Origin of the sequence: Streptomyces tibetensis, assembly GCF_040647715.1 — a bacterium.
GTDB lineage: Bacteria > Actinomycetota > Actinomycetes > Streptomycetales > Streptomycetaceae > Streptomyces > Streptomyces tibetensis_A.
The window spans coordinates 57,120-79,590 of the sequence record NZ_JBEZCR010000001.1; the positions used below are offsets into that span (position 1 = coordinate 57,120).

The 22,471-nt window shown below is 71.0% G+C and carries 17 protein-coding genes; 12 read left to right on the plus strand and 5 right to left on the minus strand.

What is annotated here, in order from left to right; all coding sequences use genetic code 11:
* Positions 1-76 precede the first annotated feature (76 nt).
* The 9 genes from AB0B29_RS00270 (at position 77) to AB0B29_RS00310 (ending at position 9,218) form a co-directional block, all read left to right on the plus strand.
* Positions 77-766 carry a hypothetical protein gene (locus tag AB0B29_RS00270; protein ID WP_362231910.1) on the plus strand — a complete coding sequence of 230 codons (690 nt, stop codon included), beginning with the start codon at positions 77-79 and terminating at the stop codon, positions 764-766.
* 351 nt (positions 767-1,117) lie between these two features.
* Entirely contained in the window at positions 1,118-2,149 is a 1,032-nt protein-coding gene (glnII, locus tag AB0B29_RS00275) for a glutamine synthetase (protein ID WP_344457358.1), read from the plus strand.
* A 112-nt stretch (positions 2,150-2,261) separates the two neighbouring features.
* Positions 2,262-3,197: a DUF6891 domain-containing protein gene (locus AB0B29_RS00280; protein ID WP_362231911.1), complete on the plus strand. Its 936-nt coding sequence runs from the start codon at positions 2,262-2,264 to the stop codon at positions 3,195-3,197.
* Positions 3,198-3,285: 88 nt separating this feature from the next.
* On the plus strand, positions 3,286-3,408 hold the full coding sequence (locus tag AB0B29_RS00285) for a hypothetical protein (protein ID WP_362231912.1): 123 nt from the start codon (positions 3,286-3,288) through the stop codon (positions 3,406-3,408).
* 118 nt (positions 3,409-3,526) lie between these two features.
* Positions 3,527-4,117, plus strand: coding sequence for a winged helix-turn-helix domain-containing protein (locus AB0B29_RS00290; RefSeq protein WP_362231914.1), 591 nt, complete (start codon positions 3,527-3,529; stop codon positions 4,115-4,117).
* Between the two features lie 161 nt (positions 4,118-4,278).
* Positions 4,279-5,289, plus strand: coding sequence for an SDR family oxidoreductase (locus tag AB0B29_RS00295; protein WP_362231915.1), 1,011 nt, complete (start codon positions 4,279-4,281; stop codon positions 5,287-5,289).
* A gap of 265 nt (positions 5,290-5,554) precedes the next feature.
* Entirely contained in the window at positions 5,555-6,814 is a 1,260-nt protein-coding gene (locus AB0B29_RS00300) for a sensor histidine kinase (RefSeq protein ID WP_362231917.1), read from the plus strand.
* Positions 6,805-7,458: a response regulator transcription factor gene (locus AB0B29_RS00305; protein WP_362231919.1), complete on the plus strand. Its 654-nt coding sequence runs from the start codon at positions 6,805-6,807 to the stop codon at positions 7,456-7,458. Before AB0B29_RS00300 ends, AB0B29_RS00305 begins: the two co-directional genes overlap by 10 nt.
* A 203-nt stretch (positions 7,459-7,661) precedes the next feature.
* The gene (locus AB0B29_RS00310) at positions 7,662-9,218 is read left to right on the plus strand and encodes a DUF1996 domain-containing protein (RefSeq protein ID WP_362231921.1); all 1,557 of its coding nucleotides are present in this window, start codon (positions 7,662-7,664) and stop codon (positions 9,216-9,218) included.
* A 76-nt stretch (positions 9,219-9,294) separates the two neighbouring features.
* Here the strand turns inward: AB0B29_RS00310 and AB0B29_RS00315 are convergent, their stop codons facing one another.
* Positions 9,295-9,747, minus strand: coding sequence for a hypothetical protein (locus AB0B29_RS00315; RefSeq protein WP_362231923.1), 453 nt, complete (start codon positions 9,745-9,747; stop codon positions 9,295-9,297).
* Positions 9,748-9,890: 143 nt separating this feature from the next.
* Between AB0B29_RS00315 and AB0B29_RS00320 the strand changes: the two genes are divergently transcribed.
* The 3 genes from AB0B29_RS00320 (at position 9,891) to AB0B29_RS00330 (ending at position 13,191) form a co-directional block, all read left to right on the plus strand.
* Positions 9,891-10,436 carry a tetratricopeptide repeat protein gene (locus AB0B29_RS00320; RefSeq protein WP_362231925.1) on the plus strand — a complete coding sequence of 182 codons (546 nt, stop codon included), beginning with the start codon at positions 9,891-9,893 and terminating at the stop codon, positions 10,434-10,436.
* Between the two features lie 48 nt (positions 10,437-10,484).
* The gene (locus AB0B29_RS00325; RefSeq protein WP_362231926.1) at positions 10,485-12,407 is read left to right on the plus strand and encodes a hypothetical protein; all 1,923 of its coding nucleotides are present in this window, start codon (positions 10,485-10,487) and stop codon (positions 12,405-12,407) included.
* Positions 12,408-12,501: 94 nt separating this feature from the next.
* Complete coding sequence (locus AB0B29_RS00330) at positions 12,502-13,191, plus strand: TetR/AcrR family transcriptional regulator (protein ID WP_362231928.1); 690 nt, start codon at positions 12,502-12,504, stop codon at positions 13,189-13,191.
* Positions 13,192-13,197: 6 nt separating this feature from the next.
* Here the strand turns inward: AB0B29_RS00330 and AB0B29_RS00335 are convergent, their stop codons facing one another.
* From AB0B29_RS00335 to AB0B29_RS00350, 4 genes are all read right to left on the minus strand, one after another.
* Positions 13,198-13,554 (minus strand): 5-carboxymethyl-2-hydroxymuconate Delta-isomerase, encoded by a 357-nt coding sequence (locus AB0B29_RS00335; RefSeq protein ID WP_344457382.1) that lies wholly within the window; start codon positions 13,552-13,554, stop codon positions 13,198-13,200.
* A gap of 96 nt (positions 13,555-13,650) precedes the next feature.
* Positions 13,651-19,083, minus strand: coding sequence for a pullulanase-type alpha-1,6-glucosidase (gene pulA / locus AB0B29_RS00340; protein WP_362231930.1), 5,433 nt, complete (start codon positions 19,081-19,083; stop codon positions 13,651-13,653).
* Between the two features lie 117 nt (positions 19,084-19,200).
* Complete coding sequence (locus tag AB0B29_RS00345; RefSeq protein WP_362231932.1) at positions 19,201-20,574, minus strand: alpha-amylase; 1,374 nt, start codon at positions 20,572-20,574, stop codon at positions 19,201-19,203.
* Between the two features lie 119 nt (positions 20,575-20,693).
* Positions 20,694-22,421, minus strand: coding sequence for a glycoside hydrolase family 13 protein (locus AB0B29_RS00350; protein ID WP_362233836.1), 1,728 nt, complete (start codon positions 22,419-22,421; stop codon positions 20,694-20,696).
* Positions 22,422-22,471: the final 50 nt, after the last annotated feature.

Here is a 22,471-nt window from a genome sequence, read left to right on the forward strand (position 1 = left end):
CTGTGACCGCTGAGTAACCTCGTTCGGTATCTCGTACATAGCGGCGTACGCTCCCCTACCTCTTCAGGAGGCGCGCATGTCGCGCAGGAGAACTCTCGGTACGAAGAAGAAGATCGCGCTGCTGGTGAGCGCGGCGACGGTGGCGGGAGGCGGGGCCTTCGTCATGGCGAGCACGTCGAACGCGGCGCCGCCGACCCCCAAGTCGGCGTCGGAGTCGACGGTCTGCCTGGGTCTCGCCACCGCCCTCGGCAACAACCAGAAGTTCATCGCGGACCAGCGGGCCGACCCGGACGCGCAGTCCGAGGCGCGGATCGCCAACCGCGAGGCGGTCGTCGCGGAGATCAAGCGGAAGCAGGAGGCGTCGGGGTGCGCCGTCGGGGAGTCGGCTCAGGACTCCCAGACCGCGCAGCCCTCGCAGCCCGCCCAGTCGGCCCAGCCGCCCGCGGCTTCGGCCCAGCCGTCGCAGCCCGCCGCGTCCGCCCCCGCATCAGACGCCGGGGGCGGTGCCGCTGCCTCCGGGCAGCAGGTGTGCAACGGCTCCACGGTCACGCTCTCCGGCGAGGGCGGTGCGCCCGCCGCGTCCAGCAACCAGTTCCCGGCCGGCACGAAGCTGAAGGTCACCAACCTGGACAACAACAAGTCCACGACGGTGGAGGTCACTTCGGTCTCCGGCAGCTGTGCGCTGCTCAACAACGCGGCCTTCGAACAGGTCCGTGAGCCCGGCAAGTTCCTGATCCGCCGGGCCCTGATCGAGAAGGTGGGGTGAGGCCCCACGGCCAGGTGAATCGATGAGGCGGCGGCCACCCCCTCGGCCGCCCCTCGTACGTGTCATCGGTCCTGCTGCCCCCGGCCAGGGGCGGCAGGACCGGCGCGTGCGGGACGCGCGGCGCCGCTCACCGGCTCGACGGAGGGGAGCCGGTGAGCGGCGCCGCACCCGTGAAACGCCCTCACGGGGTGAAGTGCGGCACAGTATGACCAGGTAACACGGGGTTCACATGCGAGCAATGGCCGGGAAATCGCCCGTTGTCAGGCTGCCGGGCAGCAGACGCGGCGCACCGGTGCCGCTGCGCCGCACGCACCCGCGATACGCGCCCAGACACACCCGAGGATGTGGCCCGTGACCTTCAAGGCTGAGTACATCTGGATCGACGGCACCGAGCCGACGGCCAAACTGCGCTCCAAGACCAAGATCATCACGGGTTCGCCCGCCGGTCTCGACGCGCTGCCGATCTGGGGCTTCGACGGGTCTTCGACCAACCAGGCCGAGGGCCACTCCTCGGACTGCGTCCTCAAGCCGGTCTTCAGCTGCCCCGACCCGATCCGCGGCGGTGACGACATCCTGGTGCTGTGCGAGGTCCTGAACATCGACCTCACCCCGCACGCCAGCAACACCCGTGCGGCGCTGGCCGAGGTCGCGGAGAAGTTCGCCGCGCAGGAGCCGATCTTCGGTATCGAGCAGGAGTACACGTTCTTCAAGGACGGCTACCCGCTCGGCTTCCCGAAGGGCGGCTTCCCGGCCCCGCAGGGCGGCTACTACTGCGGTGTCGGCGCGGACGAGATCTTCGGCCGTGACGTCGTCGAGGCGCACCTGGACAACTGCCTCAAGGCCGGTCTCGCCATCTCCGGCATCAACGCCGAGGTCATGCCCGGCCAGTGGGAGTTCCAGGTCGGCCCGGTCTCCCCGCTGGAGGTCTCCGACCACCTGTGGGTGGCCCGCTGGCTCCTCTACCGCACCGCCGAGGACTTCGACATCGCCGCGACGCTCGACCCCAAGCCGGTCAAGGGCGACTGGAACGGCGCCGGTGCGCACACCAACTTCTCCACCAAGGCGATGCGCGAGAGCTACGACGCGATCATCACCGCCGCCGAGTCGCTCGGCGAGGGCTCCAAGCCGCTCGACCACGTCAAGAACTACGGCGCCGGCATCGACGACCGTCTCACCGGACTGCACGAGACCGCGCCGTGGAACGAGTACTCCTACGGCGTCTCCAACCGCGGCGCCTCGGTGCGTATCCCCTGGCAGGTCGAGAAGGACGGCAAGGGCTACATCGAGGACCGCCGCCCGAACGCCAACGTCGACCCGTACGTGGTGACCCGCCTGCTCGTCGACACCTGCTGCTCGGCGCTGGAGAAGGCCGGCCAGGTCTGACCGGCGCACCGCCCGGCTCCCGAGGGGGCGCCCACCGTTCGCGGTGGGCGCCCCCTCGCGTTGTCGGTAGGGCGCCCCTCGCGTTGTCAGTGGGGCGTGCCATCGTGGGGGCATGGAGATCGACGGGGACCTCGCGGTCAAGGTGCTGACGGAGAGCGGGCGGACACACGCGCGGGTTTCGGCGGGTGAGCTGCGCGCGTTGGTGGAGCGGATCGGCGGTGCCGACGACCACTTCCTCGTGGTCCAGCGGATACCGGACCGGCCGAGGGTCTTCATCCAGACCGCGCGTGACGAGGACGGCGCGTACGACCTCCAGCACCGCACCGGGTCCGTTCCCCACCTGTGGGTGACCCGCGTGACCGACCCGGGCCTCGTCGCCGGGGTGATGGTGCGCTGGGCGCGCCGGGAGGACGGCTGGGACGCCGGAGTCACCTGGGAGCGCGAGGAGTTCGGGCTGCCCGAGGAGCCGCCCGCACTCGCGGCCGAGGTCGCCGCCCAAGCCGAGAGGCATGTCCGCGAGCTGCTCCGGGACGGCTACCTGGGCATCGACGCGATGATCCGCGAGACGGTGTATCTGATGGAGGACGGCGAGGGCTCGTCCCCGCTGTCCCCCGCGCAGGCCCGCGCGTTGGTCGAGCGGCTGTGGCTGGAGCAGGTCGACGAGCAGGAGGCGTGGACCGGGCCGACCGATCCGGACCGGCTGGAGCGGGCCTTCGCGGCCCTGGAGGACGCCGGCATCGTCGCCCGGGAGAACTTCACCTGCTGCCGGGGCTGCGGCATGACGGAGATCGGCGCGGAGGTGGACGACGAGTCGGCGGTGCGCGGCTTCGTCTTCTTCCACCACCAGGGCACGCGCGCGGCGGCGGAGGGGCACAGCCTGTCGCTGTACTACGGCGGGTTCGACGGCTCGGAGCAGACCACCACGGCCGTCGGCCACGAGGTCGTGGCGGCGCTGACGTCGGCCGGGCTGTCCACGGAGTGGGACGGCGACCCGGGCAAGGCCATCGACGTGACACCGCTGGAGTGGCGCAAGCGTCTGGTGGGATGAGGGGCGAGCGGCCCCGCGGCGCCCCGGCGCGTGTCCAAGCAGTGAGAGGAGACTCCCGGCGGAGGACCGGCTCTGCTTCAATGGGGTCATGGCCAGCTACCGGAAGTGCATCGCAACGGGTCGTCATGACCTCGAGCCCTTCTGGCCGTCCCGCCAGGACCACGACTTCGACCGGGTGTGTTGCCGCGCGATGAACGCGCAGGCCCTCTAAAGCCGTACACCCCGGCCTTCGGCCAGCGCGCACCGCGTACGTCCCTCGGCGAGCCCGACCACGAATCGCGGCCGTCGACCTTCCCGACGAACTCCTCGCGCGAAAGAGCTGACCTCTCATGGCGACCACTCGTTCTCTGTCCACCGCCGCCCCTCTCACCACCCCCGCGCCGCACGGCCCCCGGCATCGGCTGCGTGCCGTCGACCGGGACGAGGTGGTCACGGTCGCGGATCTGCTGCCGCCGGGTGCCACCTGGTTGCCGGCGCCGCAGCACACCCTGCCCACGCTGCCGGGGCAGCCGCCCATGATCGGCTACCTCGTGCTCGTCCCGGCCGACCAGCAGCCGCCGTTCCCGGTGGCGGTGCCCGACCTGCCGCAGGCCGCCGGCCCGGAGCCCGTCGCCGAGCCGGGCGGTGAGCCGCTGATCCGGGTCGACACCGTGCAGCGCACCGCCCGGGTGGCCGGGCGGCCGCTCGACCTCACCTACCTGGAATTCGAGCTGCTGGCACACCTGGTGGCGCACCCGGGCCGGGTCCACACCCGCGACCAGCTGGTCGGCACGGTGTGGGGCTACGGACACGTCGGTGACGGCCGCACGGTCGACGTCCACATCGCCCGCCTGCGCCGCAAGCTGGGCGTGGAGCACCGCGACACGATCCGCACGGTGCGCCGCGTGGGCTACAAGTACGTGCCGCCGACGGGACACTGACGCCGGCGGAGGCAGGGGGGCTCCGTCTCCGCTGACGGCAGGCCCCCTTCCGTCCCCGCCCAACGGGACACCGACACCCGCCGACGGCCAGGGGCACTCCGTCCTCTGCTGACGGCAGATCCCCGTTCCGTCCCCTCACCCCGCCGGGCAGAGTCACCGGCATGAGGCTTCTGATGCTGGGTGGTACGGAGTTCGTGGGGCGGGCCGTCGTGGAGGCGGCGCTGGGGCGGGGCTGGGAGGTGACCGTCCTCCACCGGGGGCGGCACGGGGCCCCGCCGGGCGTCCGGTCGCTGCCCGGTGACCGCACCGTACCCGACGGCCTGACCGCCCTGGCCGACGACCCGGGCGAGTGGGACGTCGTCGTGGACACCTGGTCGGGGGCGCCCCGGGCGGTGCTGGACGCGGCGCGGCTGCTGCGGGGCCGCGCCGGCCGGTACGTGTACGTGTCGAGCTGCTCGGTGTACGCGTGGGCCCCGCCGGCCGGGTACGACGAGGACGCGCCCCTGGTGGAGGGGGCGTCGCCCGACGCGGAGCAGACCGCCTACGCGCAGGACAAGCGGGGCGGTGAACTGGCCGTGCTGGACGCCTTCGGCGCGGACCGGTCGGTGCTCGTACGGGCCGGGCTGATCCTCGGCCCGTACGAGAACATCGGCCGCCTGCCCTGGTGGCTGGGCCGTACGGCGCGCGGCGGTCCGGTGCTGGCGCCGGACCCGCGTGAACTGCCCCTGCAGTACGTGGACGTCCGTGACCTGGCCGAGTGGATCGTGCTCGCGGCCGAGCAGGAGCTGAGCGGCCCGTACAACCTGGTCAGTGCGCAGGGGCACGCCACCATGGGTGCCTTGCTCGACGCCTGCGTGCGGGTCACCGGCGGCGCCGCCGAGCTCCGCTGGACCGAGCCGGAGGTGATCCTGGAGGCGGGCATCGAGCCGTGGACCGAGATGCCGGTGTGGGTCCCGCCGGGCAGCGACCTGTACGACGCCCTGCACAGCGCGGACGTCTCGCGGGCCGTCGGGGCCGGACTGGTCTGCCGACCGGTCGAGGAGACGGTGGCGGACACCTGGCGGTGGCTCCGGGACGTCGGGGGCGTCGCGCCCCAGCGCCCGGACCGGCCGCGCTCGGGCCTCGACCCGGAGGTGGAGGCGAAGGTCCTCGCGTCCGGTGACGGTGCGTGAACCGCCCCTCGTTCTCAGCACCTCCGCCGACCACTCCTCGTAAGCACCCCTCGTAACCACCTCTCGTGAACACCCCTTGGAACCGCCCTCGTAACCACCTCTCCCGAGCACCCCTTGGAACCGCCCTCGTAACCACCTCTCCCGAGCACCCCTCGGAACCGCCCTCGTGACCACCTCTCCCTTCAGCCGGGGTGTAGCCGGCACCACCCCAGGACCGGTGGTCCGGCCCCGTGACCGGGCACGTCCGCTCGGCGAGACTGACGCCATGACCACGGACACGAAGAACGGCACCGGGCGGACGACGGGGCGGGGCATCGGGCTCGCCGCGGTGCGGGGGCTCGCGCTGGCCCTGCTCTCCCTGCCGGGGGCGGTGCTGTGTTTCTGCCTGTCCCTGATCTCGATCGCGCTCATCCCGATCGGGGTCGGAATCGTCAGCACGCCGTACGTGCTGACCGGGGTGCGGGCGTTCGCGAACGCGCGGCGGGTGCTCGCGGCGGAGTGGGGCGGGGTGCGGATCCCCCCGGCGTACCGGCCGCTGCCCGAGGACGCCAACCCGTGGGCCCGCACCTTCGGGATGCTGCGCGACCCGGCGACCTGGCGGGACCTTCGGTGGCTGCCGGTCGACATGACCGCCGGGTTCGTCACCGCGCTGCTGCCGGCGGTGCTGCTGTTCTACCCGCTGGAGGGGTTCGCGCTGGCACTCGGGCTGTGGCGGGTCTTCCCCGACGGCTACTGGTACGGGTTCATGCCGGTCACGGGGCAGGCGTCCGCGTTCGGTGCGGCGGCCCTGGGCCTGGTGCTGCTGTTCCTCGCGCACCTGTGGACCCCTCGTCTGCTGGGCGTCCACTTCCGGCTCACCCGGGCCGTGCTCGGCGGCGACAAGGGGGAACTCGCCGAGCGGGTGCGGGTGCTGACCGAGACGCGGCGCGACGCCGTGGACGCCTCCGCGGCCGAACTGCGGCGCATCGAGCGGGACCTGCACGACGGGGCGCAGGCCCGGCTGGTCGCCGTCGGCATGGACCTCGGCACCATCGAGACGCTCCTCGACAAGGACCCGGCCCAGGCGAAGCTGCTGATCGCGCAGGCCCGGAAGTCCTCGGTGGAGGCGCTGACCGAGCTGCGCGAGCTGGTGCGCGGCATCCATCCGCCGGTCCTCGCCGAACGCGGCCTGGGCGACGCCGTGCGGGCGCTGGCCCTGCGGCTGCCCGTGCCCACCGAGGTGAGCGTGGATCTGCCCGGGCGGGCCGAGGCGCCCGTGGAGTCGGCCGCGTACTTCGCCGTGAGCGAGGTGCTGACCAACGCCGTGAAGCACTCGGGCGCCGACCGGATCTGGGTGGACCTGCACCGGGCGGACGGCAGGCTGCGGGCGACCGTCACGGACGACGGCAAGGGCGGCGCGGTGATCGGGGCCGGTTCCGGGCTGGCCGGCGTGGAGCGGCGGCTGGGTACATTCGACGGCGTCCTGGCCGTCAGCAGCCCCGCGGGCGGCCCCACCATGGTCACCGTGGAGATCCCTTGCGCGTAGTCCTGGCCGAAGACCTCTTCCTGCTGCGCGACGGACTCGTCCGGCTGCTGCAGGCGCACGGCTTCGAGATCGCGGCGGCCGTCGAGACCGGGCCCGAACTGGCCGCCGCGCTGGCCGAGCTGGACCCGGACGTGGCCGTCGTCGACGTGCGCCTGCCGCCCACGCAGACCGACGAGGGCCTGCAGTGCGCGCTCGACGCCCGCAGGAACCGTCCGGGCCTGCCGGTGCTGGTGCTCTCCCAGCACGTGGAGCAGCTGTACGCGCGCGAGCTGCTCGCCGACGGCACCGGCGGGGTCGGCTATCTGCTGAAGGACCGGGTGTTCGACGCCGAGCAGTTCGTGGACGCGGTACGGCGGGTCGCCGCCGGCGGTACGGCGATGGACCCGCAGGTCATCCAGCAGCTGCTGGCCCGCCGTTCGGGCGACGACCGGCCGCTGGCGCGGCTGACACCCAGGGAGCGGGAGGTGCTGGAGCTGATGGCGCAGGGCCGGTCCAACGCTGCGATCGCCGGGAAACTGGTCGTGACGGAACGGGCGATCGCCAAGCACACCGCCAACATCTTCGCCAAACTGGGGCTTGAGGTCTCGGACGACGACAACCGTCGCGTGCTGGCGGTTCTGGCGTATCTCGACCACGGCCGGTGAAACCGGACGATACCCTTCACCGCTCCTGGGGGATCAACAACTGCCGGTGTGGGAGGGGCCGTTGAGGACACGGAGTCCTCACGAATCTCGCATCAATTTCCGGGACCTCTGAACACCTGTGGGACGCCCTCCGTATGGAAGGGAGCCGCTTCACTCCTGTCGGGCGCCTCGATGCCCCCGAAAAAGGAAGTCAGAGGAGTTCCATGGGACGCAACACAAGAAAACGCCGTACGCCGCTGGCCACCAAGGCCATTGCCGCATCGGCGGCCCTAGCGCTCGGTGGGGGCGGGCTGATCTGGGCAAACTTCTACGCCTCGGCGCACGAGGAGAACTCGGCGAACCAGACGAAGTCCGCGGGCGCACAGATCGCCACGATCCAGTGCCCGGACGTAGGACAGAAGCTGACCGACGTGCCGGACGGCGCTCGCCAGGGGGTGGACAAGGAGCTGGCCAACCTCGACAAGCAGATCAGCGAGGCCTACACCCGTCTCGCCTCCACGCGTCAGGCCCAGGCCGGTGACGCGAGCTTCGTCAACAACGCCATCCTCGGCCCGCTGAAGTCGAAGCGAATCGCGGTCATCGACCGGATCGGCATCAACATCCGGCGGGTCGGCGGGCAGGCCCCGGCCAACCTCGAGCAGCTGGCCTCGTGCCAGGGCATGGCCGCCGACGCCGACACCACCGACGGCCAGGCCGGCGGCGGTCAGAACAACGACGGCCAGAACAACGACGGCCAGAACAACGGCGGGCAGGACAACGGCGGCGGTCAGGACCAGGGCCAGAACAACGGCGGTCAGGACAACGGCGGGCAGGGCGGCAACGGCGGGCAGGCCGGCAACGGCCCGGCGGCGAACGACTTCATCAAGATCGAGGACGTCCAGCCCAACTCCCGCAACCTGCCGAACGGCCTCGCCGCGAACGGCGACGGCGGTTCCACGGGCACGTTCACCACGAAGTGCGGCACCAACGAGAACGAGAACCGCAACTCGGACAACGTGATCGTGGCGCCGGGTGTCTCCAACGGTGCGCAGCACCAGCACGACTACGTCGGCAATCAGAGCAACAACGCCTTCGCGAGCGACGAGGACCTGGCGAACGCCCAGACCACCTGCCAGAACCAGGGCGACAAGTCCTCCTACTTCTGGCCGGTCCTGCGGATCCAGGACGGTTCGGACGACATCGACGCGGGTAAGCCCGGCGGTGGCCAGGACGGCAACGTCGGCAAGATCGTCGAGCCGGCCGAGGCCCAGCTGAAGTTCGTCGGCAACCGCACCAGCGACGTCGTCGCGATGCCGAAGGCCCTGCGCATCATCACCGGTGACGCCAAGTCCACCACCAACGGCCTGAACAACGCCAACACCTCCTGGAGCTGCACCGGCTTCGAGGACCGTCAGGTGACGGACAAGTACCCGCTCTGCCCCGAGGGCAGCTCCGTGGTGCGGACGTCCAACTTCCAGAGCTGCTGGGACGGCCAGAACATCGACAGCGCCAACCACCGCACCCACGTCGACTTCGTCGAGGCGGACGGCAGCTGCTCGAACGGCTTCAAGGCCATCCCCCAGCTCCAGGTCCGCCTGGTCTACGACGTTCAGGCGCCGCAGATCAACAACGGGCAGGTGCAGAACGCCTTCGCGGTGGACTCCTTCCCGGAGCAGCTGCACAAGGCGATCACCGACCACAACGACTTCATCAACTTCTTCGACGAGAACGTGATGAACAAGATGGTCCAGTGCATCAACGACGGCCAGGACTGCCAGTAGTCCTGAACCGGTAGCGCAGAAGGCCGGCGGTGGGATTTCCCACCGCCGGCCTTCTGCTGTGTTCCGGCCCGTGTGCTCAGCCGTGGTGGCTGCTGCCGCCGCCGTGACCGTTCTTGTTGTGGCTGCCGCCCGGGTTCATGTGCTCGGAACCCTCCTCCATGGTGCCGCCGAGGGTGCCCTGCAGTGCCGTGACCGTCTTCTGCTGGCCCACGGCGACCCACTTGCGCCCGACGAGGTAGTAACCGCCGTAGTCCTTGGCGCTGTTCAGCCACTCGCGCTGGCCCCGGTCCGTGGAGAAGGTCGCGAGGACGTACTTCTCCTTGCCCTTCTTGCACAGCGCCTGGCGGATGGTGTCCGCGTCGGTCTGCATGTTCGGCTTGCAGTCGGCCTCGGCGGCGATGTGCTCCAGGCTGCCGGTCACCTCCTTCGGAACGGCCGCCTCGTCCTTGTCGCCGGATCCGCCGCAGCCGGTCAGCGCCAGTATCGCCACCGCGCCGCTCAGCGCGAGCATCGGTCGGGTCACCCTCATCTGTTCCTCCGGTCCTTGTCGGCACGGTCCCTGTCACGGCACGATCCGGACGCATGCCGCACCGAGCCCCGGCACGAGGCTCTCGCCCTCGATACGGCTGCGGAGGCCGCCGTGCTCAAAATCCCGCTGCCACGTGTGCACTCGTGTGCGAGGGTGGTCCGGTGGATCAGGACTGGGAAGCTCGCGTGGCCGCCCTCTGGGACCGTTTCGACGACTACGCCGAGACGGAGGAGGGCGAGGCCCGCTTCCGCGCCGACGTCGACGCCCTCGTCGCCGAGCTGCCCCAGGGCAGTCCGCTCGGCCCGTTCGAGCAGGCCTGCGCCTGGGACTCCACCGGCCGCTCCGACAAGGCGGTCCCCCTGTACCAGGAGGCACTGGCGAACGGGCTGGGAGACGTCAGCCCCTACAAGGCACGCCGGACGAAGATCCAGCTGGCCAGCTCGCTGCGGAACGTCGGCCGGGCCGAAGAGGGCGTCGCGCTGCTGACGCCCGAGCTCCTCGCCCCGTCCGACGAGCTGGACGACCCGGTACGCGCGACCCTCGCGCTGTGTCTGTCGAGTCTCGGCCGTGACCGGGAGGCACTCGCGCTGGCCCTGGGCGCACTGGCCCCGCACCTGCCGCGCTACCAGAGGTCCATGGCGAACTACGCCCGGCTGCTCGTGGAACCCGGGGAGCACCCGGGGGCGTGACGCCCCGCGGCCAGGTGACCAACCAGCGATTCGCTCGTTCTGCTGAACGTGCAGTCACAGGATGTCGCCCAGCGCCCCGCACCCTCCTCCCCCGCCGGCCCGGTCGTCGACGTCGAGCAGGCCGAGGCCGCGCTCGTCGAGCACTACCCGCGGCTCGTCCGGCTGGCCTACCTGGTCCTGCCACCCGGGCTGGGCCGCAGCCGCCGCGTCCTGACCGCACACGCCCTCACCCAGCGGGCGCTCCCCCGCAACCGCACGCCGTCCCCGGTGATCCCGGCGCAGTCCACGGGGCGGGACGGCGACCCCGGCTACGCCCTGGTCCGTCTGAAGGTGCTGCGCACGGCGCTGGAGGCGGGAGTGCCGCTGAAGGCGAAGGCGTGGCCCAAGAGGGCCCAGTTGCCGCCGCTGCTGCCGCACGTGTGGGGCCTGAAGCTGTTCCCGCGCTCCGGCGGCGCCGACGAACTCGCCCTGGACCAGCGGCTGTCCACCCTGTCCGGCCCGGCCCGCGCCGTCTACGCGCTGCGCGGCCTGGAGCGGCTCACGGACGAAGGGGTGTGCGAGGTCCTCGCGGCGGCGGGCGTCGCCGACCCGGAGGGCGCGGTGCTGGAGGCCGGCGGGGTGCCCGCCCAGTACGGGCTGCTCGACTCCCCCGAGTTCGACCCCTGCTCGCTTCAGGCCCGGCCCACCGACCTGATGCGCCGCCGCCAGCATCTGAAGGCGGCGCTGGTCGCCGGTGCCGCCCTGCTGGTGTGCGGGGCCCTGCTCGGCCTGCCCGGCGAGGGCTGGGGACCCGAGGGCGCCGCGGCGCCCCCGTACGCGCAGAACCCGGCCGCGCAGGCCGCCCTGGACCCGGCGAAGCTGACCCGGGTCCCGCCCGCCGCGTGGCGCAGCTCGGCGCGCACCGACTTCTCCGTGTGGCCGGCCCGTGGCGACCTCACCGGGGACAAGGCCCTGCTGCGCCGCGCCCTGGCCGTGTGGGCCCGTCCCGGAGAGACGGTCCAGGTGTCGGCGACCCCCGGCACCTTCTCCGGCGGCCCCGCCGGACCACCCCAGCTGCTGTACGCGGGGACGGTCGACGCGGCGCGCGTGGTGATCCTCCACGACGGTCTGCGCATCGTCCGGTACGCGGAGCCGAAGGACGGCACGCAGGGCGCCGCCCTGGACTTCGCCCGGGTGGACGGGGCCGACCGGGCCGGGGCGAGCGCCGTGGTGCTGGGCCGGTCCGACGGCAACGTCCGCTATCTCACGGCCCCCTGGGTGCGGAAGGCCGGCGAGCGGGACCTGATGAAGCCGGGCTCCGGCGCGATGAACCTCACGCTCACCGGCGGTGTGGCCGCGCCGCTGGCCAGCCCGGCCCTGCGGTCCGGCCCCTGCACCTCGTGGAACGTGCTGCAGGTGACCGACGGCGGCGGGACCCGGCTGCTGACCGACCTCGGCGAACTGGTCCCGGCCCGGCTCACCGCCGGACGGCCGGGCTCCCCCGGTGAGGTGTCCGGGGTCGCGGCGCTGCACACCTGGCAGCCGTTCGCCTGCTCGCTGGGCACGATGCGCTCGGCCGGGGTGCGGAGCGTCAACGCCTGGGCGTTCAACGAACAGCCGCTGCCCGACGCGAGCGGCTCGGCGGCGTGGGTGTGCACGCGGGCCGAGACCTGGCGGGGCGGCGGGGCGCGGGTGCTGGCGCAGTTCCACACACCGGGCGGGGCCTACGGGGCGGCTGCGGCGCAGGCCGAGAACGTCCCGGCCTGCGGGGCGCGTGATCCGCATGTGCTGGCCGGGGTGCTGTGGAAGTCGAAGGCCGGCGACTGGTACCTGCTGGCCGCCGGCAGCCGGAAGACGGCGTCGATCCGGGCGACGGGCGGAGTGAACGGGTCGGCGCGGGGCAGTCGGCTGACCGTGCCGGCCGAGCGGGGGGCCCAGGCTCAGCTCAAGGGGTCCCTGAAGGACGGGCGTTCGCTCCGCGGACTGCGCTGACGGAGGCGCACGGGGGCGCGTCCCGGTGAGGTCGCCGGAACCCGGTGATCGATCCGGCCCGTTCGAGGCCGGAATCGATCGGTAAGGTGTTCGCATGACTACCGGGGTTCGCCGCAGAATGGGAGTCGAGGAGCGGCGGCAGCAGTTGATCGGCGTCGCCCTCGAACTGTTCAGCCGCCGCTCGCCCGACGACGTCTCCATCGACGAGATAGCGTCGGCCGCGGGCATTTCACGCCCGTTGGTCTACCACTACTTCCCCGGCAAACTCAGCCTGTACGAGGCCGCGTTGCAGCGTGCCTCGGACGATCTGGCGGCCCGTTTCGTGGAGCCGCACGAGGGTCCGCTGGGGGCGCGGCTGCTGCGTGTGATGCACCGCTACTTCGACTTCGTGGACGAGCACGGGCCCGGTTTCTCCGCCCTGATGCGCGGCGGTCCGGCCGTCGGCTCCTCGACGACCAACGCGCTCGTCGACTCCGTACGGCAGGCCGCGTATGTCCAGATCCTTTCGCACCTGGGCGTGACCGATCCGCCCGCGCGCCTCGAACTGGTCGTCCGGTCCTGGATCTCGCTCGCCGAGTCGACGGCGCTGATCTGGCTGGACGGCCGGCGCATCCCGCGCGAGGAGCTGGAACCGCAGCTCGTCAACGACTTCGCCGCGCTCGCCGCCGTCAGCGCCGCCTACGACGAGGAGATGGCGGAGCTGCTGCGCGGCGCCCTCAAGGACGAGCCGGCCGACGGCCCGTTCGCGCACCTGGTCGGCCGGCTCATCGCCCTGGCGGGCTGAGCGGTCTCAGCTTTCGTACTTCGCGTACGACGGGTCGAGATCGCGGACCTCGGCGGAGGCGTGCAGGGCGAGGCCGGCGGCCGGCTTCACATGGGTCCGCAGAAGTTCCAGCGCGGCCTCGGTGAGCCGGGCCTTGGTCTCGTCGGTGCGGCCGGCGAGCAGCGCGATGTGGACGTGCACATGGGCGTGTCCCTCGGTCTCGGGGCCGACCACGATGTCCTCGGTCGGGCGGAACCGGGTCTTGCACGCGGGCGGCTTGGCGGCCGCGATCTCGACCGTCGCCTCGTGCAGCGCCTTCGCGAATCCGGGCCGGTCGAAGCCGTCGGCGAGGTCGGCGGAATAGTCGACGGTGATCTGCGGCATCAGCACTCCTGTTCCAGGTCGGTGTGCCCACCCTAGCCGCGGGTGGGGGCGGGGCGGCCCGCCGGTCGCGGTCCGCCCCACCCCCACCCGGGTGCGTTACCCCGTGGTCCGGGTGAAGACCGCGACCGTGCGCGCCGGCACGGCGAAGGTGCCGGACGCCCACGCGTAGGCGGAGGACTTCACGGTCGCGTCCGCGCCCGCCGCCTGCACCGGGTGCAGCCGGTAGCCGGTCCCGGCGAGGGCGGACACGCGCTGCTCCTGCCGGTCGGGCGTGGCGTTGAAGACGACGACGAGGTCACCGAGCCGCATGGTGATCACGCCGGGTGTCTCGTCCGTGCCCGACAGTGGGAAGGAGAGCCGGGACTGTACCTGGGCGGACGTGCCGAGGGAGAAGTCCTTCTCGGTGCTCCGGATCCGCAGCAGGTCGCGGTACGCGGCCGAGGTGCCCTCGATCTGCTCGCAGCCCACCTCGACGGTGCTCAGCAGGGGCTTGGCGTACGGCCACTTGTCGGTGTTGTCGGCCGCCATGGGCAGTCCGCGGCCGAAGCCGTTGCCGTCCTCGCACCTCCAGTGGACGGCGTTGAACCAGTCGCCGCTGTCGTAGGAGTTGCGGTCCAGGGACTTGGAGCGCAGCAGGTCGGTGCCCGCCTGGGAGAGGGCCGGGCCCTGGGAGAGGGTGGCCGTGGCCATGGCGAGGACCTGCATCCTGGCCCGGTCGGACGCGCTGGTCGTGGCGGGCAGTTTGAAGGCGAGGGCGTCGAACAGGGACTCGTTGTCGTGCGCGTCGGCGTAGGCGAGGGCGTCGCCCGGGGCGTCGGCGTATCCGGCGGGTGCACCGTTGTAGTCGACGTCGGAGCCCTTGACCTCCTTGCCGCCGGTGTCGGTGAAGCGGTAGCCGGCGAGGTTGCCGGAGAGGCCGACCTTGATGAGGTCCTGGTAGTGCAGGAGGCGGGCCTTCTGCTCGGCGGGTGTGCCGTTGTTCTTGGAGGAGTTGGGGTCGGTGTAGAGGCCGGAGGCGAAGCCCTGGACCCCGGGGTCCTCGTCGAAGGGGCCGCCGCCGCGCACCGCGTCGCGGGCCCGGTCGGAGAAGGTGGCGATGCCGGTGCCGGCCATGTTCTTCTGCGTGGCCTGGACGAACCGGGCGTCGTCGGCGACCTCGCCGAAGTTCCAGCCCTCGCCGTAGAGGATGATCTTCTTGCCGTCGACTCCGTCCTTCGCCGGGGTCAGCTCGTCGAGGGCCTTGCGGACGGCCAGGATGTTGGCCTTGGGGTGGTGGCCCATGAGGTCGAAGCGGAAGCCGTCGACCTTGTACTCCTTGGCCCAGGTGACGATCGAGTCGACGACCAGCTTGCCCATCATGGCGTTCTCGGTGGCCGTGTTGGCGCAGCAGGTGCTGTTGGCGACCGAGCCGTCGGCAAGGAGCCGCTGGTAGTAGCCGGGCACGATCCGGTCCAGGACGGAGGTGCCGGCCTGGCCGCTCGCCGCGGTGTGGTTGTAGACGACGTCCATGACGACCCGCAGTCCGTCGTCGTTCAGGGCCTTGACCATCGTGCGGAACTCGACCGTGCGGGCGGTGCCGTCCGGGTCGGTGGCGTAGGAGCCCTCGGGAACCGTGTAGTGGTACGGGTCGTAGCCCCAGTTGTATGCGTCCTTCGCGGCGATCTTCCCGACGCACTCCTGCTGCTTGTCCGAGTCGGCCGGGAAGGACGCCAGGTCGCAGTCGGTCCTCGCCTGGTCGGCCTTCTTCTCCGGGATGGTGGCGATGTCGAACGCGGGCAGGAGATGGACGTAGGAGGTGCCCGCCTTCGCCAGCTCGCGCAGGTGCTTGCTGCCGTCGCTCGTCTTGTCGGTGAAGGCGAGGTAGGTGCCGGGGTGCTTCGCCGTGCGGTCCTCGACGGAGAAGTCCCGGATGTGCAGCTCCTGGATCTGGGCGTCCCGCAGCGGCACGGCCTTCGGCTTGGTGTACGACGTCCAGCCGGACGGCTTCAGCGCCTTGTCGTCCAGGTCGACGACGAGGCTGCGCTCGGAGTCGGTGGTGAGGGCGAGGGCGTAGGGGTCGGTGACCTTGTTGGTGACGACCTTGCGGACACCGGGCGCCCAGACCTTCACGACGTAGCGGTAGGGCTTGCCCTTCCAGGACGCCGGGCCGGTGACGGACCAGACGCCGGTGGCGCTGTCGCGGCGCATGGGGACGGCCTTGCCGTCGAGTTCCAGGGCGACGGACTGCGCCGTCGGCGCCCACACGGACAGGGTGGGGCGGCCCTTGGAGAAGGTGGGCCCGAGGTCGGCCTCGGTGGCGCCGGGGTACAGGGCGTCGAGGACTCCTGCGATCTGGACGCCGGTCGCCGCGAGTACCGCGCCGTTGGCCGCGCGCTGGGTGGCGACGACCTGGCCGCGCAGGGCCTCGCGGACCCGGTCGCGGTCACGGGGGTCGACGGTCCAGGCGTCGTACGCCTTCAGGTGCGGGAACTTCGCCTTCTGGGCGTCGCTCAGCTCTCCCTTGGACAGGCGCAGCCACTTGGCGTCGCCGGTCAGGACGCCGTTCTCGGCCTTGATCGAGCCGTCGCGGGAGTACAGCAGCTGGGTGGAGGCGGCGGCGTCGGAGCCGTTCCAGGCGAGGGTGTTCCGGTCGAGCCACACCGCCTTGGACGTCGTCAGGTCGAGGGCGGCGGCACTGCCCGCGGGCTGCGGGAGCACGTACTTCTCCTGGCCGTTCACCAGCCACACCTCGTGGCCGTTCGCCGTGAGGTCGAGCGACTGGTCGGTGGGCAGGTCCTTCTCGTCGCCCTTGTGGAGGATGTAGCTGAGGCTGGTGGCTCCGTCGGTGAGCGGTACCTCGAAGACTGCGCCATAGGTATCAGTCTTGACCGGCTTGAGGGGGTTCGACCAGTCGGTGGGGTTCGCGGCGCCGGTCCAGACGTGCAGTCCCCAGCCGTCGTAGTCGCCGTCGGCCCGGTGGTAGTGCAGGACGGCCTTGCTCTTGTCGGGGGCCGGGTAGTCGGGCCGTTCGGTGGTGACGGTGTCCTTGCCCTGCTCGATCCAGATCTCGCCGGTCTTGGTGACGTCGATCGTGCGGTCGGTGGAGACGTCCTTGGCGCCGTCCTTGTCGATGACGAGGAAGCCGACGTTCGAGGCGCCGGGCTTGAGCTTGACCCAGGCGAAGGCGCCGTAGGCGTCCCGGCCGGTGAAGGGGTGGCTCTTGGGCCATTCGGTGGCCTCGCCCTCGGCGAGGTCGCCCCAGGCGTACAGGCCCCAGTCGGCGTAGTCGCCGTCCGTGCGCTTGTAGTGGACGATCGCGTAGTCGCGGGAGGAGGCGGTGGGTGGCTCGGGGGCGGGCGGGGTGCCGGTGGTGGAGCCGGCCCGGGCGCTCGCGGTGCGGCCGGTGGCGTCGACGACGACGGCCTTGTAGCGCAGGGCCGTACCGGGGGGCACGTCCTTGCCGATGGTGTGGGTGACCTTGTACGGGGCGTGGTCGGCGGAGCCGAGGGTCTGCCACTTCCCGTTGCCGGTCTGGGCGGCGAAGACGACCCGGTTGAGCTGTCCGCCTCCCCCACTCTCGGCTTCGCTCGAGCGGGAGGTGCCCCCAACGTCGGCGGTGACGTCGACCGTGCCGGTCGCGCCGGCCGCGGGGGCCTTCACGGTGAGGCTGGGTGCGGTGGCGGGCTTGGCGAGCTTTCCGGCCGCCTTGAGGACGATCGCCGACCCGGCCGGGACGGTGACGGTGACCTTCTTGTCACCGTCGCTCTTCGCAGAGGCGTCGGTGCCGTGGATGCCCTTGAAGGTCATGCCGGCCGAGCCGGTCGGGAAGGTCGCGGTCTTCTTCTCGCCGGCGTTGTTGAAGGCGACGACGTACTCGGTGCCGGTCTTCGCGTCCGTGCGGGAGAAGGCGTAGACGCCCGGGCCGTCGGCCGCGTACCGCTCCTGCTGGACGCCGTCGGTCAGCGCCGGGTTGGCCTTGCGGAGCCCCGCGAGGGCGCTGATCTGCCGGTAGAGGGGCGCCTTCGTGTCGTAGGCGTCCTCGGCGTGGGTGCGGTCGGTGCCGATGCGGTCGTCGTCGAGGTAGTCGGCGGTGCGCGAGGCGAACATGCTCTGCCGGGCGTCCTTGTCACCGCCCGGGCCGGTGAAGCCCTGCTCGTCGCCGTAGTAGACGACCGGGTTGCCGCGGCTGAGGAACATCAGCTCGTTGGCCAGCTCGTCCTTGGCGAGGATCTCGGCGTCGGTGGCCTTGGGATCGTCCTGCTTCAGGAACGACCCGATGCGGCCCATGTCGTGGTTGCCGAGGAAGGTGACCTGCTCGTACGCGTTGGCCTTGCCGGTCGTGTACTTGTAGTCGTCGCCGAAGACACCCGCGAGCTTGCGGGCGCTGCCGCCCTGCGAGGCGTACTGGCGGGCCGCCTCCTGGAAGGGGAAGTCGAGGGTGGCGTCGAGCCGGCCCTCGGTGACGTACGGGGCGGTGACGTTCGTGTCTGCGGAGTAGACCTCGCCGAACATGAAGAAGTCGTCTCGGCCGCGCTTCGCGGCGTAGGCGTCGAGGGCGGTGGCCCACTGGGTCCAGAACTCCATGTCGACGTGCTTCACGGTGTCGATCCGGAAGCCGTCGACGTCGAAGTCCCGCACCCAGCGCTGGTAGATCTTCTCCATGCCGTGGACGACCTCGGGCCGTTCGGTCCACAGGTCGTCGAGGCCGGAGAAGTCGCCGTGGGTGGAGCTCTCACCGGCGAAGGTGGAGTCGCCGCGGTTGTGGTACATCGTCGGGTCGTTGAGCCACGACGGGACCTTGTTCTTCTCGGTGACGACCGGGGTGCGCGGGAAGGAGTCCCGGTCGACCGCGGGGAAGCCGTGCCGTCCGTCGGCGTAGTCGGCGTCGTCGAAGGGCACGCCGTCCTTCGTCAGGTACGGGAAGGCGCCCTTGGAGAGGTAGTCGTAGGACTTCTCCTCGTAGTCGACGACGTCGGCGGTGTGGTTGGTGATGACGTCGAAGAAGACCTTCATGCCCTTGGCGTGGGCCTTGTCGATGAGGGTCTCGAGGTCCTCGTTGGTGCCGAAGTGCGGGTCGACCTGGGTGAAGTCCGTGATCCAGTAGCCGTGGTAGCCGGCGGAGGCGTTCTCCCCCGTGCCCTGCACGGGCTGGTTCTTGAAGATGGGGGCCATCCACAGGGCGGTGGTGCCCAGGCCCTTGATGTAGTCGAGCCGCTTGGTCAGGCCCTTGAGGTCGCCGCCCTGGTAGAAGCCCTTGTCGGTGGGGTCGTAGCCGGTCGACAGGCGTGAACCGGTCAGGCCGCCCTTGTCGTTGCGCGGGTCGCCGTTGGCGAAACGGTCCGGCAGGACGAAGTAGAACTGCTCGCGGGTGGCGTCGTGCCGGGCGGGCTGGGCGGCCAGCCTGGCGTCGGAGGGGGGCGGAGGCGGAGCGTCGGCCCGCGCCGCGAGGGGCTGGACGAGCGCTGCGGCCAGCGCGGTCACGGTGACCGCAGCGACCCGTCCGGCATGGGTGGTTCGGCGCCTCGACGGCGTCGGCCATCTCGGTATCACAGATGGGCTCCTTGCGATTACGGCTCTTCGGGTCCGACCCCGCGCGACCGTATCGCCGCCGCAACACTTACAGCAAGAGGCGTGAAACCATCGGAAAAAACTTTCAGTCGGCCGCTCTCAGCAGCTCGGCTTGCCCGCGTACACCGCCAGGGCGGCGTCCGCGCCCAGGGTGGCCGTGAGCTGTCCGCTGGAGTTCACCGTCACAGTCCTGTTGTTCTGCACGTCGCAGTACGTCCCGGCGGGCAGCGAGGTCTGGTACGTCCGGGTCAGAGATCCCGGCTCGTGGTTGATGGCCACGAAGCCCTTGCTGCCCCGGCCGAAGGCGATGGCGTCGCCGCCGTTGTCCCACCAGTTGGTGACGGCCTGGCCCCGGGTGGCGTTGCGGAAGGCGACCATGGACTTGATCTCGGGCCAGTTGTGCTGGCACTTCCAGCCGTCCTGCCAGCAGGCGTTCACCGCACCACCGTGGGGCGGGCCCGCGTCCGTGTCGGAGAACTCGTACCCGGAGTTGATGTCGGGGGCGCCGTAGGGCCAGGCCAGCATGAAGACGTTGGCCAAGGTGTAGTTCGCCCCGTCCTTGTAGCTGAGGGTCGAGCCGTTGCGCTCGGTGTCGTGGTTGTCGACGAAGACACCGGAGACGCCGCTGTTCATGTAGCCCCAGCCCTCGCCGTAGTTCTTCAGGTAGGCGAGGTTCTCGTTGGTGAAGACCCGCTTGAGGTCGTATGCGTAGCGGAACTCCTGGACGTCGCCGTTACTCGTGTATTCGGTGGGCTGGACGGCCTCGCCGGCGCCGTGGATGACCTCCTGCTTCCAGTACACCGACGGGTTGCTCAGCCGCGACTTGATGTCGGCGAGGTCGGCGGTGTCGATGTGCTTGGCCGCGTCGATGCGGAAGCCGTCGACGCCGAGGGAGAGCAGGTCGTTCAGGTAGCCGGCGATCGCGCCGCGGACGTAGTTCTCGCCCGTGTCGAGATCGGCCAGGCCCACCAGTTCGCAGTGCTGGACGTTCCAGCGGTCCTGGTAGTTGCTGATCCTGCTGGTGCAGTCGTCGAAGTCGAAGGACGAGTACAGGCCGGGGTAGGTGTACTTGCTGTACGACGAGCCGCCGGTGCCGGTGCCGGTGCCGGCCGACATGTGGTTGACGACCGTGTCGACGACCACCTTCACACCGGCCGCGTGGCAGGTGTTCACCATGTTCCGGAAGGCCGTCCGGTCGCCGAGCCGACCGGCGATCTTGTAGCTGACCGGCTGGTACGACGTCCACCACTGCGGGCCCTGTATGTGCTCGGCGGGCGGGGAGACCTGGACGGAGCCGTATCCGGCGGGCCCGAGGGTGGTGGTGCACTCGCGGGCGACCGAGGCGAAGTTCCACTCGAAGAGGACGGCGGTGACGTCCTTGGTGCCAGGTGGGGAGGCCTGCGCGCCAGTCGGGTTCATGACAATCGAAGCCGCGGCGAGCGCGACGGCGGTGGCGAGGTATCTGCGTGCCATGTGGGGTTTCCTTCTTCGTTGAAGGTTCTTGCTGCAAGGTTCAGAAACCTTGCGGTGACGCAGATGGTAGAGGCCCGCCGCCCGAAAGGGCAGCGGGCCGTACGGAATTCAAAGGAAAATCAGGCGCGGGCCTCGGTGGGCTCGGTGGTCGCAGAGGTCGCGGAGGTCGCGGTGGTCCACCACACCGTGGTGTCGGCCGGCACCTTCGCCTCGTCGTCGACCTGCACGATCTCGCCGCTCGCCACCAGCACCCGGCCATACGCCGGCATCGCCACCGACTCCCCGGTGGTGTTGGCGACGCACACGAACTCCCCGCGCCGGAAGGCCAGCACGCCCTCGGGCACCCGCAGCCACTCCACGGACGTGCCGGCGCCGAGGTCGGGCTGCTCACGGCGCACGGCGAGCGCGGTCCGGTACAGCTCCAGGGTCGAACCGGGTTCACCGGTCTGCGCCTCGACGCTCAGCTCGCCCCAGCCCTCCGGCTGCGGCAGCCAGCTGCCGCCGTCCCCGAAGCCGTACGACGACCCCGACCGGGTCCACGGGATCGGCACCCGGCAGCCGTCGCGGAAGCCGTCCTGGCCCGCGCCGCGGAAGTACGCCGGGTCCTGGCGCACCTCGTCCGGCAGGTCGACGACGTCGGGCAGACCGAGCTCCTCGCCCTGGTAGACGTACGCCGAGCCGGGCAGCGCCAGCATGAGCAGGCTCGCGGCCCGGGCCCTGCGCAGCCCCAGTGCGCGGTCTCCGGCCAGGCGGATCTGGGTGCCGAGGCCGGGCGGGTTGGCGAAGCGGGTGGCGTGCCGGGTCACGTCGTGGTTGGACAGCACCCAGGTGGCCGGGGCGCCGACCGGGCGCATGGCCTCCAGGGTGCGGTCGATGACCTCGCGCATCTCCGCGGCGTCCCAGTGGGTGCTGAGGTACTGGAAGTTGAAGGCCTGGTGCAGCTCGTCGGGGCGGACGTAGTTCGCGGTCCGCTCGATGGTCGGGGTCCAGGCCTCGGCGACGAAGATCCTTTCTCCCGCGTACTCGTCGAGGATCTGCCGCCACTGCCGGTAGATCTCGTGCACGCCGTCCTGGTCGAAGAACGGCATGACATCGTTGCCCAGCAGCTTCACCTGGTCGTGGGATCCAAGGTCGGGCAGCCCCTCGGCCTTCACCAGGCCGTGAGCGACGTCGACCCGGAAGCCGTCGACGCCCATGTCCAGCCAGAAGCGCAGGATGGAGCGGAACTCGTCGCCGACGGCGGGGTGCTCCCAGTTGAAGTCGGGCTGCTCGGGGGCGAAGAGGTGCAGGTACCACTCGCCGGGCGTGCCGTCGGGTTCGGTGACGCGGGTCCAGGCCGGGCCGCCGAAGATCGACTCCCAGTCGTTGGGCGGCAGTTCGCCGTGCTCGCCCTTGCCGGGGCGGAAGTGGTAGCGGTCCCGCAGCGCGGAGCCCGGGCCCTGCGCGACGGCCCGCTTGAACCACTCGTACTGGTCCGAGGAGTGGTTCGGGACGAGGTCGACGATGATCCTCAGGCCCAGCCGGTGGGCGTCGCGGATCAGCGCGTCGGCGTCCAGCAGGTTGCCGAACATGGGGTCGACGGCACGGTAGTCGGCGACGTCGTAGCCGGCGTCGGCCTGCGGCGAGGCGTAGAAGGGGCTGAGCCACACGGCGTCCACGCCGAGGTCGCGCAGGTACGGCAGACGGGTGCGGACACCCTCCAGGTCGCCCATGCCGTCGCCGTTGCTGTCGGCGAAGCTGCGCGGGTACACCTGGTAGATCACCGCGTCCCGCCACCAGTCACGGCGCTTGGCGACGGCGACGGCGGACGCGGGGTGGGGGGCAGGTGCGGCTGAGTGCTGGCTCATGTCGTCCTTGATGCGTAACAGGATGTCGGTCATGGAAGGCGTGGGTGGGG

Excerpts from the sequence above, each read along its gene's own strand:
- AB0B29_RS00290 (WP_362231914.1), top strand. The coding sequence starts at position 3,527 with ATGGCGACCACTCGTTCTCTGTCCACCGCCGCCCCTCTCACCACCCCC.
- AB0B29_RS00285 (WP_362231912.1), top strand. The coding sequence starts at position 3,286 with ATGGCCAGCTACCGGAAGTGCATCGCAACGGGTCGTCATGACCTCGAG.
- AB0B29_RS00350 (WP_362233836.1), bottom strand. The coding sequence starts at position 22,421 with ATGAGCCAGCACTCAGCCGCACCTGCCCCCCACCCCGCGTCCGCCGTC.
- AB0B29_RS00315 (WP_362231923.1), bottom strand. The coding sequence starts at position 9,747 with ATGAGGGTGACCCGACCGATGCTCGCGCTGAGCGGCGCGGTGGCGATA.
- AB0B29_RS00295 (WP_362231915.1), top strand. The coding sequence starts at position 4,279 with ATGAGGCTTCTGATGCTGGGTGGTACGGAGTTCGTGGGGCGGGCCGTC.
- AB0B29_RS00300 (WP_362231917.1), top strand. The coding sequence starts at position 5,555 with ATGACCACGGACACGAAGAACGGCACCGGGCGGACGACGGGGCGGGGC.
- AB0B29_RS00335 (WP_344457382.1), bottom strand. The coding sequence starts at position 13,554 with ATGCCGCAGATCACCGTCGACTATTCCGCCGACCTCGCCGACGGCTTC.
- AB0B29_RS00280 (WP_362231911.1), top strand. The coding sequence starts at position 2,262 with ATGGAGATCGACGGGGACCTCGCGGTCAAGGTGCTGACGGAGAGCGGG.
- AB0B29_RS00310 (WP_362231921.1), top strand. The coding sequence starts at position 7,662 with ATGGGACGCAACACAAGAAAACGCCGTACGCCGCTGGCCACCAAGGCC.
- AB0B29_RS00270 (WP_362231910.1), top strand. The coding sequence starts at position 77 with ATGTCGCGCAGGAGAACTCTCGGTACGAAGAAGAAGATCGCGCTGCTG.
- AB0B29_RS00330 (WP_362231928.1), top strand. The coding sequence starts at position 12,502 with ATGACTACCGGGGTTCGCCGCAGAATGGGAGTCGAGGAGCGGCGGCAG.
- AB0B29_RS00345 (WP_362231932.1), bottom strand. The coding sequence starts at position 20,574 with ATGGCACGCAGATACCTCGCCACCGCCGTCGCGCTCGCCGCGGCTTCG.